This window comes from Rhodopirellula sp. J20-39 (assembly GCF_057365095.1).
Genome location: NZ_CP195123.1, coordinates 3146141 through 3163493, shown reverse-complemented (window position 1 = coordinate 3163493; position 17353 = coordinate 3146141). Strand labels below are relative to the sequence as shown.

The window sequence follows — 17353 nt, the reverse complement described above, 5'->3', positions numbered from 1 at the left end:
TCCTAAACCCGTTTCATCTCGATAGCATGCCTCCGCTTGCACGATCCGAAGCGGAGGCGTCGAGGCGTTCGAATCCCTGGAATCACCCATACGCGAACGTGCTGAACGGAGAAGTGCGCACTTGGCGTTCACCAGAGACGCTACTGCAATTGCAACGGATCCAATTCCAAACCCGGAATCGTACTTCGCAATCGCTGGCGAGCTTCGGGAGTCACCTGGGTACGCTGCAGGTCAATGGTTTTCAGGCGAGACAACTGCATCAGCGTCCCCACCGATTCGTCAGTGATCGGACATCCAGTCAACCACAACGTCTCTAGTTTGGGACAGCGACTCAGAACACCGATGGTGGAATCATCCACCTGAGTCCAACTCAAGTCCAGCTCTCGCAATTCACTCTGGTTCGAGAGGACTTTCCCCACCGCCGGTGAGATCGCGGTCGCCTCTAAACTCAACTGTTCCACATCGCTAGCATCCCCCAGTATCCGGGCTACATCGTCGTCCCCGATCGGTGTTCGAGATCCATCGAACCATGTCAAACGCGGAAGCAATCCAATCGTTTGCCAGCCTTGTCGCGACACATTGCAACCAGCCAAACACAACGACGTGGCATCCTTTCGGACTGGGTTACGAGCGATCGTCTCGTCATTGACCAACAAATAGCGATCGATCCGGTCCGTCTCTTGTCCGTTCGCATCGGCCGGTTGCCCGGCGACTGAGTCATCATCGGCCGAGTCATCATCGGCCGAGTCATCATCGGCTGAAGCATCATCGGCTGAAGTATTGTCGGCTGAGGCATTTAACGACGCGAACGCCGACAAGTTCACGCTATAGATTTCGCCCAACCGTTGGATCAGCCGAGCACGCTTTGTGCTCGAACCCGAGTCCATTTCGAAATGAACACGCAAGATGGCTTGGCTATACCATGCCGCCAAATTCCCTTGACGCTGCACGGCATCACGCTGTCCACGCAAATCGTCAATCGTCGCAACGGGTTGCCGTGCAATCAGCGTTTGATAACGGGCGTATTGCAACCGCGCCGAATCCCAGCCACCAACACTCGCGTGCTTTTCGGCAATGTTGATTGACTCGAAATGCCCTGCAATCCCTTCGACCAACCAAAAATCATTGGTATCCGAACTGGCTCGTGCACGACGAGGACGGTCGCTTGCTTCTTCAAATAATTGATGCGTGACTTCGTGAGCCAGACTGGCCGAACCGCCCTGCGGGTAAAAGAATGAAGTCCGCAGCGTGTCGCTATAAAACCCTTCCGATTGAGCCACATTCGCTGCCGCGGCAGCCGTTACCGATGGACTCGACACCGTCTGTTGATAGGTCGCTGCGTCAGGCAACAAGACAACTCGATGCCGCGCCGACGAGGTTAAGCGAGCGGTCGCATTCCGGCTCAAGTACTCGGCGACACCTGTTGCATCAGGGTCCCAACCTTCCAGTGCAATCGCGGTCGAGTCACGTCCAGACCACAACGGAAAATACATTTGAGTCCAAACCCAGTACAACCGTTCCACGTCCCGAGCGACACGCCGCGAAGTCGCATCGTCACAACGTGATAGGATTTCAAAGTGCGGCGTTTGGACCACAACAAAACTGCCACTCTTCCATCGCAGGAATCGCGGCGACGAACGACCTCGACGGACCGCAATCTGGACCTCTTCTTCCAAGGGCAATCCCAGGAACCGCCGCGGTGCGGACTCGCCCGCCACTACGTCCTTCCAAACTTGCAAGTATCGCCACCAATCCAAATCGCCGCGTTGCGATGTTTTGGTGATCCCCAATGCAGTCGCCGGTGATACCACACCCGTCTCGCCAGTCGTCCCGCCATTGGCGTTCGACTCATCACCAGCAATCGACTCCACCGCCACCGCTTCCGATGGATTCGACCGGATTGAGACCGGCAAGTAACACGTTGTCCGATCCGCCGCCGATGCAACGACGATCCAGCACAAAGCACCAACGACAGCCACCCCTGACTGACACAGTCGCGGCCGAACGCTTTGTGCTAAAATGCCCCACCCCACCGGTCGCGAAGTTCGGCAACGACTCGCCACCTCTTCTTCCCGCAGCGTTTGGATAATCTTCCTCATGATGAAGTTCTTTGCATTCTGTTTGTTGTCTCTTGTCACCGTTGCGTCGATCACATCGGCCGCCGAACGGAACGTTATCCTGTTCATCACCGACGATGAAAGCCCAACGTTAGGCTGCTACGGCGACGCCGGTGCGGTTACACCGGCGATCGATGCGATTGCCGCCGACGGAGTGTTGTTCCGCAACGCCTTCGCCACCACGGCCTCGTGCAGCGCTAGCCGCAGTGTCGTAATGAGCGGACTGCACAACCACCGCAACGGCCAATTCGGTCACCAGCACCACTATCATAAATTCAATTCCTTTAGTGATGTGGCACAACTCGCGTTACCTCGAGTGATGTCACGGTCGGGATACCGCACCGGTCACATCGGCAAGTACCACGTGGCACCCGAGTCAGTGTATCACTTCGAAACTTACATCAAGGGCTCCAACGGACGAAACGCCGTCTCTATGGCGGACCAAGTCCAAGATTTCATCACCAGCGAAACTGACGATCGCCCGTTTTTCCTGTACTTTGCGACTTCGGATCCGCACCGCGGTGGTGGCAACGACCAAACTTCCTCTTTGGATCGCAAACCCAACCTCTTTGGAAACAAAAAGAAACGCGGCCAACACGATGGCGTGGAAGAAGTTTTCTACGATCCAGCCAAAGTCACAGTGCCATCTTTCTTGCCCGACACTCCTGAAACACGCAGCGAACTGGCCCAGTACTACCAATCGTGCAGCCGAGTGGATCAAGGAGTCGCCCGTTTGGTCAAAATCCTAAAGGACGCCGACCTGTACGACAAAACAATGATCCTGTTCACCAGCGATCACGGGATGGCGTTTGCCGGTGGCAAGACCACGGTTTACGAAGGCGGCTTGCGAGTCCCCATGGTGGTTCGCGATCCCTATCAAGAGAAACGCGGCGTCGAAACCGATGCCATGATCAGCCACATCGACATCACGCCTACCATTCTTGACTTCGCTGGTGGCCTGGATCGCGAAAACAATCGCCCAAAGAAGTTGATCGACCTGAAGCAATTTCGCCAGGAACAACAGATCTCAAACATGGACAACAGCAACGGAAACCACCCCTTCGACACCTACCATGGCAAAAGCTGGATTCCCGTTCTCGCCAATCCAGATCAATCACACCACGACCAGATTTTTGCGTCTCATACCTTCCACGAGATCCAGATGTATTACCCCATGCGAGCCGTCCGGGACAGCAAGTACAAACTGATTTGGAACATCGCCCATCCGCTTCCGTATCCCTTCGCCAGTGACCTATGGGCCGCCAGCAGTTGGCAAGCTCAACTCGCCAAGGGGAACGACGCTCCGTACGGTCAAATGACCGTTGGCGACTACGTCCAACGTCCCGAGTTCGAGTTGTTCGACATTGCAGCCGATCCTTACGAGTCAACCAACTTGGCCACCAGTCCCGGCCACGCCGACATTCTGGAACTCTATCAAGCAAAGCTGAAAGCGGCCCAGAAGAAGTACCAAGACCCTTGGATCATGAAGTGGGACTACGAATAGTCACCATCCAAGTAAGGACTGAGCGGAAACAAGTGGCACAGGCTTCCAGCCTATGATTGCGTGGAACACAGGCTGGCAGCCTATGCCACAATTTCAATCCGACACTTATTCTTCGCTCGTTGCTAAGTAGATACCGATAACCGCTAGCACCGGCGACGTGTTCGGTTCGTGTTCGGTTCGTGATCGAACGCTAGCAAGCCGAATCCCCCGAGTCGAACGGTGAACATTCGACTCGGGGGTTCGATTGACGGACAGCCAGCTTTTCACAGCCGACCCGCGTTCGGTCTAGCGTTCGCCGTTACTGTCATACACAGAGTGATCCGCCTTGCCGCCCGCTCGCAGGTAAGCGACCAAGTCCACGATCTCCTCAACAGTCAGCGTGTCCAACAATCCCGTAGGCATCATGCTGACACGGGCGTCCATCGATTCTTCGATGTCATCACGTTTCAGTTTGGTTAGCTGCGACGGGTCCAACATGTTGGTCATCACGCTAACCTGGTCGCCAGCCATATTGATGATCCGGCCCGAAACGACTTCGCCATCGACGGTCAAGAACTGAGTCGCGCCATACTGATCGCTGATCACCTTGCTCGGGTCAACGATCGAGACCAGCATGTCCTTGATGTTGAACTTGCCTCCGGCACTGGTCAAATCGGGACCAAGAATCCCGCCCTGCAATCCCATTCGGTGACACTTGTAACACTGCGCGTCAGCAAACAAGGTTTTTCCGTTGGCAAAGTCTGGCTGATGGGACGAGGCCTCCACGGCGGCGACCAACTCGTCAACGGTGTACTGTTTGACGAACGGTCGCTTCTTAGCCGGCGATTCATTATCGCTCGACTTGGGTGGCTCAATCGCGTCAGCAAGCGTCGCTCGCTGTTCGTCCGTCAAACCCTTGACCATTTCGGCCTTGATGTTGTTCAGGAATCCACCAAAGGACATTCCGCCGCGAGCGGTCGCCATTTCGTTGAACCAACTTAAATACTTTCGACGCAGGTCATCGGTCCAACCTTCCGTCGCGTTTCGAAGCGTGATCGCATAGTGAATTTGCGACTCTTGGCTAGGCGAATCAAATTGCTTGGCCAATACGGCTTCGGTTGACCCCGGTGCGTTCAATCGCACCAACATCATCGCCAATTCGCGATCGACTTGATCCACGTTGGTTGGAAAGACGCCGTCCAACTTCTGAATCATCCGCTGACGTTGTTGTTCGGTGAAATCACCCAACCGCATCACGATCAAACCAGCCGCACGCAGCACAGCGATCTTCTGGTCCGGGTCCATCGACCGGAAATCCATTTCAAGCAACGCATCCATCGCTGCCGGTTGGCTGTCCGCTTTGCCACAACGAGCCAAAGCGATCAAACCAAGTGTCCGTCCTCGCGTCGATTCCAACGCCAACACGCTATCCTTCCACAACTCAACATCACGGTGTTCCAGTGCCACGCGGGCCGCAAAACGAATTGCCTGGTCATCGTGGTTGAGGTGTTTTAACGCCAGTTCAACTGCTTCGTCGGCGGTCATCGGCAAGGACGCATCGTCCACATGCAACGCTTCGATTTGATGGCGAACCTCTCGCAACGATTCGCAACGCTGCTGGTGTTCCTTGCTGGCCACCTCAGCCGACTCGGCATCCGTATCCGACCCGTTGCCAACGTAGCGGACACGGTACAGAGCACTTTGGGTGCGACGGCCTCCAATCGCAAAATACAAACAACCATCCGGATGGACCACCATATCGGTGACCGGCAAAGGTGCCGCTGTTGCGAAAGTTTCGTAAGTTCCGCCGTACGACGAACCTTCCTCCGTCAAGTGAACCGCGTGAATGTTCCCGTAGCTCCAATCTGCGATAAACAAAGCGTTTTCGTACTTCGCAGGAAACTTGGCTCCGTATCCAAAACAGATTCCGGTCGGCGAACCGGCACCAATGTCCACGGCGGCACCGAATGAATCGGGATAGTAGGCAGGCCATTTGCCTGTACCGTTTCGCCAACCAAACTCAGAACCACTGATCACGTGGTTCACGCGAGTCGGACGATACCAAGGCGTGCCGACGTCCCATTCCATGTCGGCGTCGTAGGTCATTAGCTCGCCGTCATGATTGAATGCGATATCGTAAGGGTTTCGGAATCCGGTTGAGATCAATTCTCGTTCACTACCGTCGGGATTGAACGACAAGATGAATCCGCCGGGCGCCAGTCGGTTCGCGTTGTGTCCTCGAGCGTCGGGCATACGCCCCAACAAGTGATCTTCGGACCAGTTTTGAGGAACGCGATGTTTGTCGATCACTTTCGGCAAGTGCGTGTTGTTTCCAGAAACCGCCACGATCCGTTTGCCATCGGGGGTCAAAATCAGCCCGTGCGGACCGTGTTCGCCACCACTGTTCAACGGAATCAGGTGCTCCTTCTTGTCGTACTGATCGTCGCCATTGGTATCTGTCAGTCGCCACACACCGGCTGGGAATTCGTTCCCGTTTACGTTGGCATACAGCGAGCCGAACGCACACAGCAATCCCTGGGCTCCATTCAGTTCACTGGCCAGTTTTTCGACCTTGGCGGACTTGCCTGAAACGTCAATGCGAAACAATCCGCCATACTGATCACAAGCGATCAATCGGCCCTTCGGGTCAGTTGTCAAACTTACCCAAGATCCTTCTTCACCGGCCGCGACCTCGTGGACCAATTCAACTTGGAAGCCTTCTGGGACACGCACCTTGTCGGGTGCCGTGACTCCCAAACCCGCGCCGTCCGCGTTCTGTGACACTGCGGACACGCTCAAAAGCAAGGCAAAAACAGCAACGGAGGCCGATCTGGGCCCCTGAATGCCTAACTGTCTAACCAAGTAGGGCAGCAACCTTCTAAACCGAACCAATAAAACCATTGACAGATATCCGCAGCAAGCGAAGGGGGGAGGACTCATCCGATGACATCGTTAATGGACGCCTACCAGGATGGGTGGAAGGGAAGGTCCAGCATTGTAGCTAAGGCGTGGGCAGATCGCCAACCGTTGCTGGACCTCATTCGCCTATGCTACCAAACTCAAATGAACCTATGCACGTTTGTGAGCTTGCTGGCGAGCTTCAACAAATTTCATTGACCGACTACACGAAGTAGGAAAAACACTTGCGAGCGGGCGCACGAGAGAACTACGATGGTAGCAGCACAAAGCAACATTCTTACGAATGGATTCACTCATCCTCGCTTTCGTGATCTTTTCCCACAGTACGTTCATAAGAGATCCCATCGATGATCCACTATATTTGCGATCGTTGTCAGCGCACCATGAACCCTGAACTGGAACGTCGCTACGTCGTTCACATCGATGTCGAAGTGGTCGCCGAGGATACCGAGGCGGATTGCATTCAAGTTGTCGACGATGAAGCAATCGATCACCTCGCCGACTTGAACGACACACTTGAAAGCGAGATGCTCGAAGAGACAACGGAATCTCTCGAGTACCTTAACGATCTGCTATGCCGTGGCGACGAACTCGCATCGATTCCTGATCACGACACGACCGCCATCACCAGTGATGTATCACTCAGCGATGCATTGGACGAAGATGAATCCGGATCGATCGAAAGCAGCTTCGACCTATGCCCAGAGTGCTTTGCCAAATACGCTCGCAATCCACTGAGCGTCGATCGCATGATGAAGTTGCACTTCAGCAACAACTAGCAATCCGCTAGGGCAGGTCGTTCAGGTATCGATTCAAACGATTTGCAAACGTCAGCGTATCCGTTCCCATGATGCGTTCAAAATCGATCCGACGTTGACCGCGTCGATAACTTTCGAACGGTGGTCGCGTTGCAGTGAAGTTCAAGATATCCGCAAAGCCTTCGTGATCGCGTTCGGATAGATAGAACATCATCGCCCAAGCGACTGAATACGCGGTGTGAATGTCAACCGGATTGCGAAACGCCTCGTCGCCGTCAACCAAGCGTTCTACCCAACCGGACAAGTCCTTGGAGTTTCGCAGGTTGAGTGTCTTGCGAATGTGCGTGATGGATTCCTGGTTAACCCGCTCGCCGATTCGCTGGCTCGCCCCGGCGGAACCAATCGCCGCTGGCTCAAACATCTGACCAACGCCCTCGGTAATCCAACTTGGCGTGTCGTTGACCCGGCTGTGGACTCCGGTATTAAACGCCGATTGGTGAGCCGCCTCATGCCGGACCGTCGCCGCGATCGATGACAATCGTCCGCCGTCATGCGTCATCACTCGGTTGCATCGGTTGGCATAGATGCCTGCAACTCGCGAAACATCAATCTTCAATCGATCAAGCTCGGCATACATCGCTCGCGCGTCCGGCAGCACGACCGCTACCATGGGAAAGCGACCATGGCGTACCTGCACACCACGCTTGGTCATGAAGTCCACAAACGAACGATGGCAGTCCTCAAACATTTCGGGCCAACGATCACCGCGACCTCGAGGCTGCACGACCAAGAAGTTTTGGGTTGCAACGACGTCAAAATCATTTCCGAATTCGGCTTTCAATTGATTCCGCATTTGCATTGCGGAAGCTGGCTCAAACCGCTCTCGGGTTGGCCGCATGTTGCTTTGCCGGGATTCAGCCGCGACGGTATGCAGCCATCCATCGCGAGCCATCACCAACGATTCCGTTGATGAGTCGATCAAGTGCAACCCAGTTTGCCAGTGCGTTCCGACCAAAAAGCGGACCGGTTGCGGACCGCGAAACGGTTGCAATCCATTCGCACACAACGGTGTGCAACAGCAAGCGAACAACGCGAAAAGGTAGAAGTGCCGAGTCAAGGCCGAGTGCCGTCGATGCAGCTTGGTCGGATACATGGCGGGGGCTTTGGAGTCAAAGAGAAGCGTTTTCAACAGATGCGTTTGACCGTCACAATGCCCCCCGACACCGACGCAGTCACTTCAACGTTAGGTTAGAATTGAGCACGAAGCCGCCCGCCGTTTTTCATGGAACCAACCCGCAATGAAGTTCACCCCTAAGAACGTGCCGATTATTCCGATCCTGACGGCTGTAGCATGCCGGCTGCGCCTGGCGGCAATTTGCCTTTGCGCCATCACGCTTCCAGCATTAGGTGACGAGCCCGAGGTCGACTTGGGCGCGGAAGTCCCAGTGTGGATCGCGGAACTCGACGCTCCCAAAGCACAAGCACGACGCGAAGCCGAACAACGACTCTTGCAGGCCGGTCCCGAAGCGGCCCAATTCGTTCCGGTGATCCTGGATCATTTATCCATCGATGCTCAACAACGGTTGGCTCGGATTCAGAAACAGTGGCGGACGGCAACAACGCGCACTGAACTCGAATTGACGGTCGTCAAGTTACAAAACGCGAAAACCCTTGGCGACGCACTCGAAGCCATCTCGACCGCCAGTGGCGTTGAGTTCGACACCTCACCAGGCGGCTCTTCTTTAGACTTGACCCAGACCATCCGTCCACCCGCGGTCGCATTGAGTTTTTGGGAATCGCTTGATACGGTTCTCGATCAAACCAATCTCGACATCAATTTCTATGCCGGCGATCAGGAAACGCTCGCCTTGGTACCGCGTCTGGACGATCGCCCATCCCGCGTCGACAGCGCCGCGTACTCAGGCATTTATCGGCTTGAGCCCACCATCGTCACCGCTCGCCGCGTTCTCGGATCGCCATTGCAAAGCAGCCTAAATCTCACCATCGTGATTTCATGGCAACCCAACCGCACCCCGATTGGATTGACGATCCCAGTCGACGACCTAACCGGCAAACTCGACAATCAAGTCGACTTGGAACCGCAAGCTTCGGGAAAGTCGATTGATGTTGCGACCACCACTGAACTTGCAATGAGCCAGTTCTATCTGCCGATGCAATTACCACAACGCAACCTGGCCGCCGGTGGCTTGAACCGGGGTGGCGATCAAGCGTCCAACACCGCTAGCGAGATCACAAGATTGTCCGGCGAGATCATAGCCTTGCTACCCGGCGAACGCCGTCGTTTCAAACTGGCACTCAACACACCCGCCGCCTCCGACAAACAAGACGCGATGACCGTATCGATCGAATCGGTACGCCAATCCGATCCGCTTCACGAAGTGCGGGTTAGCGTGGAGCTGGATTCAGCCGGACGAGCCCTGGAAAGTCATCGGCAGTGGATATTCCAGAACGAGGTCTATGTCGAACTTCCCAACGGGCAACGGCACGATCACCTTGGCTATCAGGTGTACCGGCAAACCGGAACTGGCGTCGGTATCGGATACCTGTTCGATCTTGGCGGCGAAGACAGCCTGCCCGATGGAGCCACTTTGATCTACCAATCCCCCACTTCAGTCATGAAAAACCAAGTCCCTTTCGTGATCAATGGCATTCCGCTTCCATAGCGCTATCTTACCTCGTGTTCTAGGAGTGAAAGCAAATCTCACGCTTGTCACAGGGAATCAATTTGCCAACACGCGGGATCCCGAGCTATAGTGCCTGTCGATTTCTAACCTATCGGAAACATCGATTGGTTGGAACTTCTATGCGATAGCCCCCTTTCCCACACGACTGCTCCCCTCCATGAACCTGCTTCGACCGACTCCCCCAACTCGATTCGGCGGGACGATTGCCATCGTTTTCGCATTGGCATTCATCGTCAATTTCTCGTTTGTCTCCTCTGCATCAGGTGAGAAACCAACCGGCGAATTCACGGCCAAAGACTACCCCCAGAAGTACTCGGCTGATTGGGAGTCGCTGGCACAACACCCGATCGCTCCCGAGTGGCTTGATGACGCAAAGTTGGGCATTTACTTCCACTGGGGCCCTTACAGCGTTCCTGCCTTCAAGACCGAGTGGTATCCGCGTTGGATTCACATGTCCAACCCAGCGAAATGGGGTGCCGGTTCGCAGGAATACCACGAGGCGAACTACGGTCCGATTGAGAAATTCGGCTATCACCACTTCATCCCTATGTTCACCGCCGAACACTTTGATCCCGCTGAATGGGCAGAGTTGTTCGATTCCGCTGGCGCTCGTTTCGCCGGTCCCGTAGCCCAGCACCACGATGGTTTTTCAATGTGGGACAGCCAAGTCAATCCGAACAATGCGAAAGCGGAAGGCCCCAAACGCGACATCACCGGCGAGTTGCTTACCGAACTTCGCAAGCGAGACATGAAGACAATCACCACGTTCCATCACTCTTTCACCGGACAGCGCCAACGTGATGGACAACCCGACGGTGAACGCCCCCTCAGCTACTACCGTTACGACAAGGACTTGTTCACGTCGACGGACGATCCCAAACTTCGCAAGCTATACGGCAACATGCCCGAGGCTGAATTCAACGAGTACTGGCTTAGCCTGGTCCAAGAGGTCGTCGACAAGTATTCGCCGGACTTGATCTGGTTCGATTCTTGGTTGGACGTGATTCCCGAAGATTACCGCCAACGCATGGCCGCTCACCACTTCAACGCCGCTGCGTCACGCAACCAAGATGTTGCATTGATTGCCAAGCAAGAAGACATGCCCAACGACATTCGCTTGTTGGACATCGAACAAGGCGGCATGAAGGAAATGCCCGAACGGCTATGGATGACCGATATCACGCTTAGCACAAACGGCTGGTGTTTTGTTCAAAACCAGCGTTACAAACCACTGGACCTGCTGATCCGAAACATGATCGACGTTTGGAGCAAACGTGGTGTTGTGCTTCTGAACATTTCCCCCAAAGCCGATGGCGTCATCATTGATGAACAACGCACTCTGCTAAAGGGACTGGGCGATTGGATGAAGACCTATGGCGAAGCCGTCTACAACACCCGTCCCCATACAATCTACGGATACGGCGAAGCGGCGATCCGCGACGGCAGCCATGGTGGCCAAGCGGCAACGATCAAGTACTCGGCAAAAGACATTCGCTTTACACGCTCGCAAGATGGCAAGTCAATCTACGTGTTCTTGCTTGGTCAGCCCAAACCAGGCACGAAAATTGCCATCAAACACTTGCTCGACGGTTCCGAAGCCAACGTGTCGATAGCCGACGTCACCTTGCTAGGCGGAAACCCGAAGTGCGACTGGACCGTCCAAGACAGTGTGTTGAATCTAGTTGCTCCCGCGGCCACCGAAGCTAACCAGATCGCGACTGTCTTCAAGGTCCAGCTTCAATAGCTAGAGACAAGCAAGTTCGGTTTCGGACAACTAGCTAGTGTTTTAACAACACAAGCGATGATGCAATGCCCGAAACCACCGCGACAAACGCTTGGTACTGATGGCACCCCATCAGTGAGGTCGTGCAGTTTTTAAGTGCTGCACCAGTAACGCCTTGAGAACCCCGCCCGCGCAGCGGGACGGGTCGGAAAGCGAGCGTTCAGCGAGATTTCCGGGGGAGTGCAATGCGCTGCTTCCCATGCTCGGCCCCCTCCCTCACGTACGCCTGAACGGCGTCGCTCGACCTCACCCAAAACTTCGTTCCGGGAGAGGTTTTCAAATGCGGAAACCCGCTAAAACGCGACCTCGAAAAACTGCACCCCCACCAGTATCAAGCCTTCGACTTAATACGCCGATGCACCTTCGACTAACCGGCTTTGACTCCAAACGTTTCTACCAAAATGGCGTAGACCACCGGCACGAGATACAGCGTTAGCAGCGTCGTCAGCGACAGCCCGACGATCATGCACCACGCCAATCCGATCCACAGCGGACCGCCGACTAAAGCCAACGGCAACAATCCGCCAATCGTGGTCGCGGTCGTCAAGAAGATCGGCAACAACCGTTGCTTCCCGGCGTCTGCGAAACACTGCCGCAGGGCGATTCGATCCAGCGTCGTGTCGTCACCCTCAAGCTTGGCAAGCCGTTCGCCAACCAACTGGTCAGCGAATTCGATAAAGATAATCGCCGTGTTCAGAACGATTCCGAAGAGTGCCAGGATCCCTAGCTGAGGCATGAACCCAAGGGCATTGTCAGTGATCGACAAACCGATCCAAGCGGTTACCAACGCCAACGGCAATGTGAACAAGATCATCAACGTTTTGCTCAAACTGTTGTAGTGGAAGATCAAACACAACGAGATCAAAACAAACGACACTGCGAACGACATCATCATCTGACCGCCGCTCTTAAGACTTTCCTCGTACGCACCACCGGGCTCGATCCAGAACCCAGGCGGCAACTGAGCGACAATCGCCTCCATTTCAGGCGACTTCAAGAGTCGCGAAACCACATCGTTCCCGGCAACGCCTGGCAGCATTCGCGACGAAACCTCGATGACACGGTTCATGTTCCGCCGCTGAATCTTTTCAGGCTGCCACGAAAATCGAAAATCAGCGACCGCATCTAACGGCACCTTCCCCAAATCTCCCTCCACGAACGATTCTCGCAAGCCTTCCACCGATGCCCGGCTTTCAGGCTTCAAACGGAAGTAGATCGGAACCTGGTGATCACCTTCACGAAACGTGGTCAACTTCAAACCGGAATAGTACGAGTTGAGCGTTTCAGCAATCTGCGAATTCGTCACCCCAGCCGACGTCGCGCGGTCAAGATCCACATCAACTTGCATCTGAAACCCGTTAACACCCCACGAGTTGTAGACGTTCCAAACTTCGGGCTGTTCTCGCACCAGACTCTGTAAGTCACTGGCAACTTTTCGCAACTTAGTCGCATCGGCAAACCCGCTTCCAATGATGCGAAACACCAAAGGGTCAGCCGGAGGGCCCAAAGCTAACTTGATAGGAACGACACGTGCGCCGACGACCGGTTCGATCCCACGCTCAGGATCGCCGTCCCGGCACACCACTCGCAATTCGTCAACGAAGTCTTTCGTGTACCGGCCATCGGTGGTCCGAACCATGATTTCCGCAAAGTTGCGGGTTGGTGGTTCCGGTTCCCAAGCCAATGCCCAACGTGAGCCACCGCCGCCAACGATTGTTCGCATCATCGACAACCGCTCGGTCGCCGCCGGGTTATCGCTAGGCGATGCCACAACCGCGTCCTCGGGACTCACTTCGCTCAAGCTGCGGATGACATCTTCAACCTGCTTTGCGATCCGGTTGGTTTGCTCGATCGTCGAAGTTTCTGGAAGATAAACCTTCACGCCAAACTGATCGTTCGCCGCCTCGGGGAAGAACTCCGAACTGACCGGCAACTTGAACGCTGCGACCCCCGCAAAGATCGACAGAAACAAAACAGACCACTTCCACCGCAGTGCCAACATCAACGTGCCGCCGTAGATTCGTTGCACCAAACCATCCTTGCGTCCCGACGTCCCAGTCGCATTTCCCGGAACCGTCGTGGATGCCTTACGCCACCGTGCCGGTAACCAACCACGCATGCGTTGCCCTAATCGGATCACCGGCGACGCAGCCTGCCCTGGCTTAGGTGGTCGGATCAAGATTCCCGCCAACACCACACAAAGCGTCATCGCCAGCACCCAACTGAGCGCCAACGTGGTCGAAACCGTCACCGGCAAGCTATACACGTATTCCTTCCCGCCGCCTTCCAAACAAAACAACATCGGCACAAACGCGGCCATCGTCGTCAGCGTGCCCATCAACATCGGCACCGCCAAAGTTTGTGCACCTGAAACCGCCGCTGGGAACGGCTTCATCCCATCAATTTGGTTGGACCTCGCCTGGTCACACACCTGCACCGCATTGTCGACCAATAGCCCCAGGGAAATGATGATCGCGGCGAGCGAGATCTGTTCCAATTGGACACCGAAGATCGCGATCAAACCGATCGACCCAATAACCACGACAGGAATGTTCGCGGCCATCACGAACGCGATTCGAAAACCGACCAGCACATAAACAACGACCACAACGATCAACACCGCTTCAATCACGTTGATGATCACGTCCGAAATCTTCGCGTTGACCGACAACGATTGATCTGAAACGGGAGTCGCGGCGATATCGGGCGGCAACAACTTTTGCTCATTCATCAGCACATCCAATCGCTTGGTAATGTTCTGACAAACGTCAACAATGTTGCCGCCGGACTTCATCGTGATCGCAACCATTACTGCAGGCGACGATCCATTGCGATCGCCGTAACGGCACAAATAGCTGGGCGGGTCTTCGTAGTCCCGCGTTACCTGCAATCCCAGATCGGATAGATAAACGGAATTCGAATCGTCACCCTCGTTACTGCGGACGGTACCCGCGATATGTTCGATCTCTTCGACGGCATCGAATTCACCACCGGGGCGGACGTTGAAGAATCCTGCCGAAGTCGAAACCTGACCGCCCGGCTTCACGATATTTCGCTCCGCCGCCAGACGTTTCAACTGCGCCATCGTCAAATTCAGTTGAGCCCAGTTTCCCAGGTTCGTTTCGATGTAGATCGCCTCGTTGCGAACCCCATATTTCTCGACCTTGGCCACACCTTCGACCAACCGTAAATCGTCTTCGATTCGCTCTGCAAACTTTTCTAATTGCCGTGGCGAATAGACGTCGGCGGGGCGAACTTCCTCGCGTCCGGGCAAAGGAGTTTGATGGACGGCTAACAACATGATCGCCGTGTCGCCGAACTCGTCGTTGACGATCGGACGCACGCTGTCTTCGGGCATCTCTGCCAATGCAACCCGAGCACGAACCTTGTCCCACACGTTTTGGATATCGCCTGGCGGAATGTCATCATTCAGCTCAACGAACACCGTCGATTGTCCGGTTCGCGAAAACGAACGGACTTTGTCGACTTCTTCCAGACTGATCACTTCCTGTTCAATTTTGTCCGTGATCAGCTCTTCGACTTTCGTCGCCGTCGCCCCCGGCCAAACCGTTGAAACGACACATACCCGAATTGTGAACTCCGGATCTTCGCGGCGAGGCATGGTGAAAAACGTGATCGTTCCCCAAACCATCAATAGGGCGATCGCTGACAAGACGACGGTTCGGTTTCGTACGGACCATTCTGGCAAATTCATCGTGAACCTCCTGAATGATGCTGTCCGTTGGATGCGGTCGAGTTGATCGTCACCGGTTCACCGTCCTGTAAATAGTGGACGCCCTCGACCACGATTCGATCGCCTTCGCTAATCTCGTCTGAAACGATCCGCATTAGCGCGGACGAATCCAACATCCCCATGTCGGGAAGCGTGACCGCGATCTTCCGCACCACCCATCCGCCATCGGATGCCTCCACTCGCATGACATACGCGTCACCAGACTCCTCCACGATCGCACCCGCCGGAACCCTCAACCCAGGCGCACCATCGGACTCACCCAAGTCGACCTGCACCAAATCACCCGGACGCAATAGCCACTGTGGCCCCGAAGTGTAGACCGCTTCGACCTGATTCCATTGCTGACGATCGTCCGGCGATTCAAACTGAAGTTCGCCAGCCAAAACCGAGTCCCCAGGCAAATCAGCGTTTTCGAATCGCACCTGACGAAAAACCCAGTTCCCCAAATACGGCACCCGCAAGTCCATCATCTCGACTCGTTGGCGTTCCAACTGCAACACCTCCGGTAGCGGTTCTTTTAATCGAGAGTTTGAGATCATCCAGACGAACGAGCCCTCGTCATCGGTTTCGATCGCATCTTCCTCCACCAAATGCACACCCGGTTCAGGCTGGGATCCCGAATCCGGATCGGTCGAATTCACACCTACAATCGAATTGATATCCAGCGGCCAAATATCCTCCGTCAATGCCACCACGCGGTCACGAACCTGACTGGGTAATTGCGGTGAATACTGACTATTCAAAATCAACAACGTCACCGTGAACGTGCGGGTCGCCGAATCCGCACTCGGGTCAATCACATGAATCATCCCCGGCACCGTTTGGCGAACACCTCGAGCATCGGTGAATGAAACCGGCACCTGGTGTCGGCGCTGAAGCTCTCGCGAAACCTCGTCGGACACTTCCAGCTCAACCTTGATCGGGTCCATCATCTGCAAAGTCAGAACCGGCGTCCCAGCACTCACTACGCTGCCAGGGACCACGTCGACCTTTGAAATCTGGCCTCGATAGGCACCGTGCAGTGTAGTGTCCGCCAAATCCCGCTCGGCATCCTTCACCGCTTGCAAAGCGACCGACACTCGTGCCTTTGCCGATTGCAATTCCGCATCGGCTTGCTTCAGTTCCGCCTTCACAGCCGACACCTGTGACTCCGCCGTGGTCAACCGATTGCTCGCCGCGTCATACTCCGCTTCGGATATCGCGTTTTGGCGTTTCAGTTGTCCCGCCCGCTCCAGTTCGATCTCGGCGAGTCTCTTATCCGAACGAGCCGATTCAATACTCGCTGGCAACGATTCATCAATCCGAATCTCGGCAACACTTTGATCGCGACGAGCGACCTCCAGTTGCGCTTTCGCTGATTCAACCGCGACGATGTACCGATCCGGATCTAACCGAGCCAACGGTGTTCCCGCGTCAATGACCTTTCCGTCAGCATCCTCAATCCGGCCGGCGACGTTTTCACCTGGCTCGAGCACCCAATCGATCCGGCCAGGAACCTCGAAACCAATCGCCTCGGTCTTCCAAGATTTAACGCGTCCCGAAGCCGCATAGTGTGAATCGGGCAACGACGTCTTCAGCTCCATCACCGACACCGGACGCGGGAATTCCCGAACCTGCGTCGGCCCCGATTCTCGACAACCCGCCATCACAGCGACAAGCACTAAAGCCAAGCAAGCCATTCCGCTCGACGCGGCAACACGCTGTTTTCGATTCACCTGATATACCCCTTGAATTGATTCAAACGCGGAACTCGTGATTCCGCTAATCTCACTGTTACTTGCACTCATCCTGGTGCTCCGCCACACCGCTCGACGCTTATCCAAATTCTGCAATG

General features: G+C 55.1%; 9 protein-coding genes. 4 read left to right on the top strand and 5 right to left on the bottom strand.

The annotated features are described in order from the left end of the window. Positions 1-140: 140 nt before the first annotated feature. Positions 141-2099, bottom strand: a complete 1959-nt coding sequence (locus ACR3ZL_RS11595) for a leucine-rich repeat domain-containing protein (protein ID WP_473652995.1) — start codon at positions 2097-2099, stop codon at positions 141-143. Between ACR3ZL_RS11595 and ACR3ZL_RS11590 the strand changes: the two genes are divergently transcribed. Then, positions 2098-3621, top strand: a complete 1524-nt coding sequence (locus tag ACR3ZL_RS11590; RefSeq protein WP_486173468.1) for a sulfatase family protein — start codon at positions 2098-2100, stop codon at positions 3619-3621. The two genes, ACR3ZL_RS11595 and ACR3ZL_RS11590, sit on opposite strands and share 2 nt — an antisense overlap. A 285-nt stretch (positions 3622-3906) precedes the next feature. On the opposite strand, the gene ACR3ZL_RS11585 is transcribed toward ACR3ZL_RS11590, so the two are convergent. Further along, positions 3907-6384 carry a c-type cytochrome gene (locus ACR3ZL_RS11585; RefSeq protein WP_473652997.1) on the bottom strand — a complete coding sequence of 826 codons (2478 nt, stop codon included), beginning with the start codon at positions 6382-6384 and terminating at the stop codon, positions 3907-3909. 482 nt (positions 6385-6866) lie between these two features. Between ACR3ZL_RS11585 and ACR3ZL_RS11580 the strand changes: the two genes are divergently transcribed. Beyond that, positions 6867-7298: a hypothetical protein gene (locus ACR3ZL_RS11580; protein ID WP_473652998.1), complete on the top strand. Its 432-nt coding sequence runs from the start codon at positions 6867-6869 to the stop codon at positions 7296-7298. Between the two features lie 7 nt (positions 7299-7305). On the opposite strand, the gene ACR3ZL_RS11575 is transcribed toward ACR3ZL_RS11580, so the two are convergent. Next, positions 7306-8466 (bottom strand): DUF1570 domain-containing protein, encoded by a 1161-nt coding sequence (locus ACR3ZL_RS11575; protein ID WP_473652999.1) that lies wholly within the window; start codon positions 8464-8466, stop codon positions 7306-7308. Between the two features lie 109 nt (positions 8467-8575). Here ACR3ZL_RS11575 and ACR3ZL_RS11570 point away from each other — a divergent pair, with 109 nt between their 5' ends. Further along, a complete protein-coding gene (locus tag ACR3ZL_RS11570; protein WP_473653000.1) occupies positions 8576-9961 on the top strand; it encodes a hypothetical protein in 1386 nt (461 codons plus the stop codon). 178 nt (positions 9962-10139) lie between these two features. Continuing rightward, positions 10140-11726, top strand: coding sequence for an alpha-L-fucosidase (locus ACR3ZL_RS11565; protein ID WP_473653001.1), 1587 nt, complete (start codon positions 10140-10142; stop codon positions 11724-11726). Between the two features lie 406 nt (positions 11727-12132). On the opposite strand, the gene ACR3ZL_RS11560 is transcribed toward ACR3ZL_RS11565, so the two are convergent. Both ACR3ZL_RS11560 and ACR3ZL_RS11555 read right to left on the bottom strand, forming a co-directional pair. Then, positions 12133-15480 carry an efflux RND transporter permease subunit gene (locus ACR3ZL_RS11560; RefSeq protein ID WP_473653002.1) on the bottom strand — a complete coding sequence of 1116 codons (3348 nt, stop codon included), beginning with the start codon at positions 15478-15480 and terminating at the stop codon, positions 12133-12135. After that, the gene (locus ACR3ZL_RS11555; RefSeq protein ID WP_473653003.1) at positions 15477-17306 is read right to left on the bottom strand and encodes an efflux RND transporter periplasmic adaptor subunit; all 1830 of its coding nucleotides are present in this window, start codon (positions 17304-17306) and stop codon (positions 15477-15479) included. The genes ACR3ZL_RS11560 and ACR3ZL_RS11555 overlap by 4 nt, the downstream gene beginning before the upstream one ends. Positions 17307-17353 lie beyond the last annotated feature (47 nt).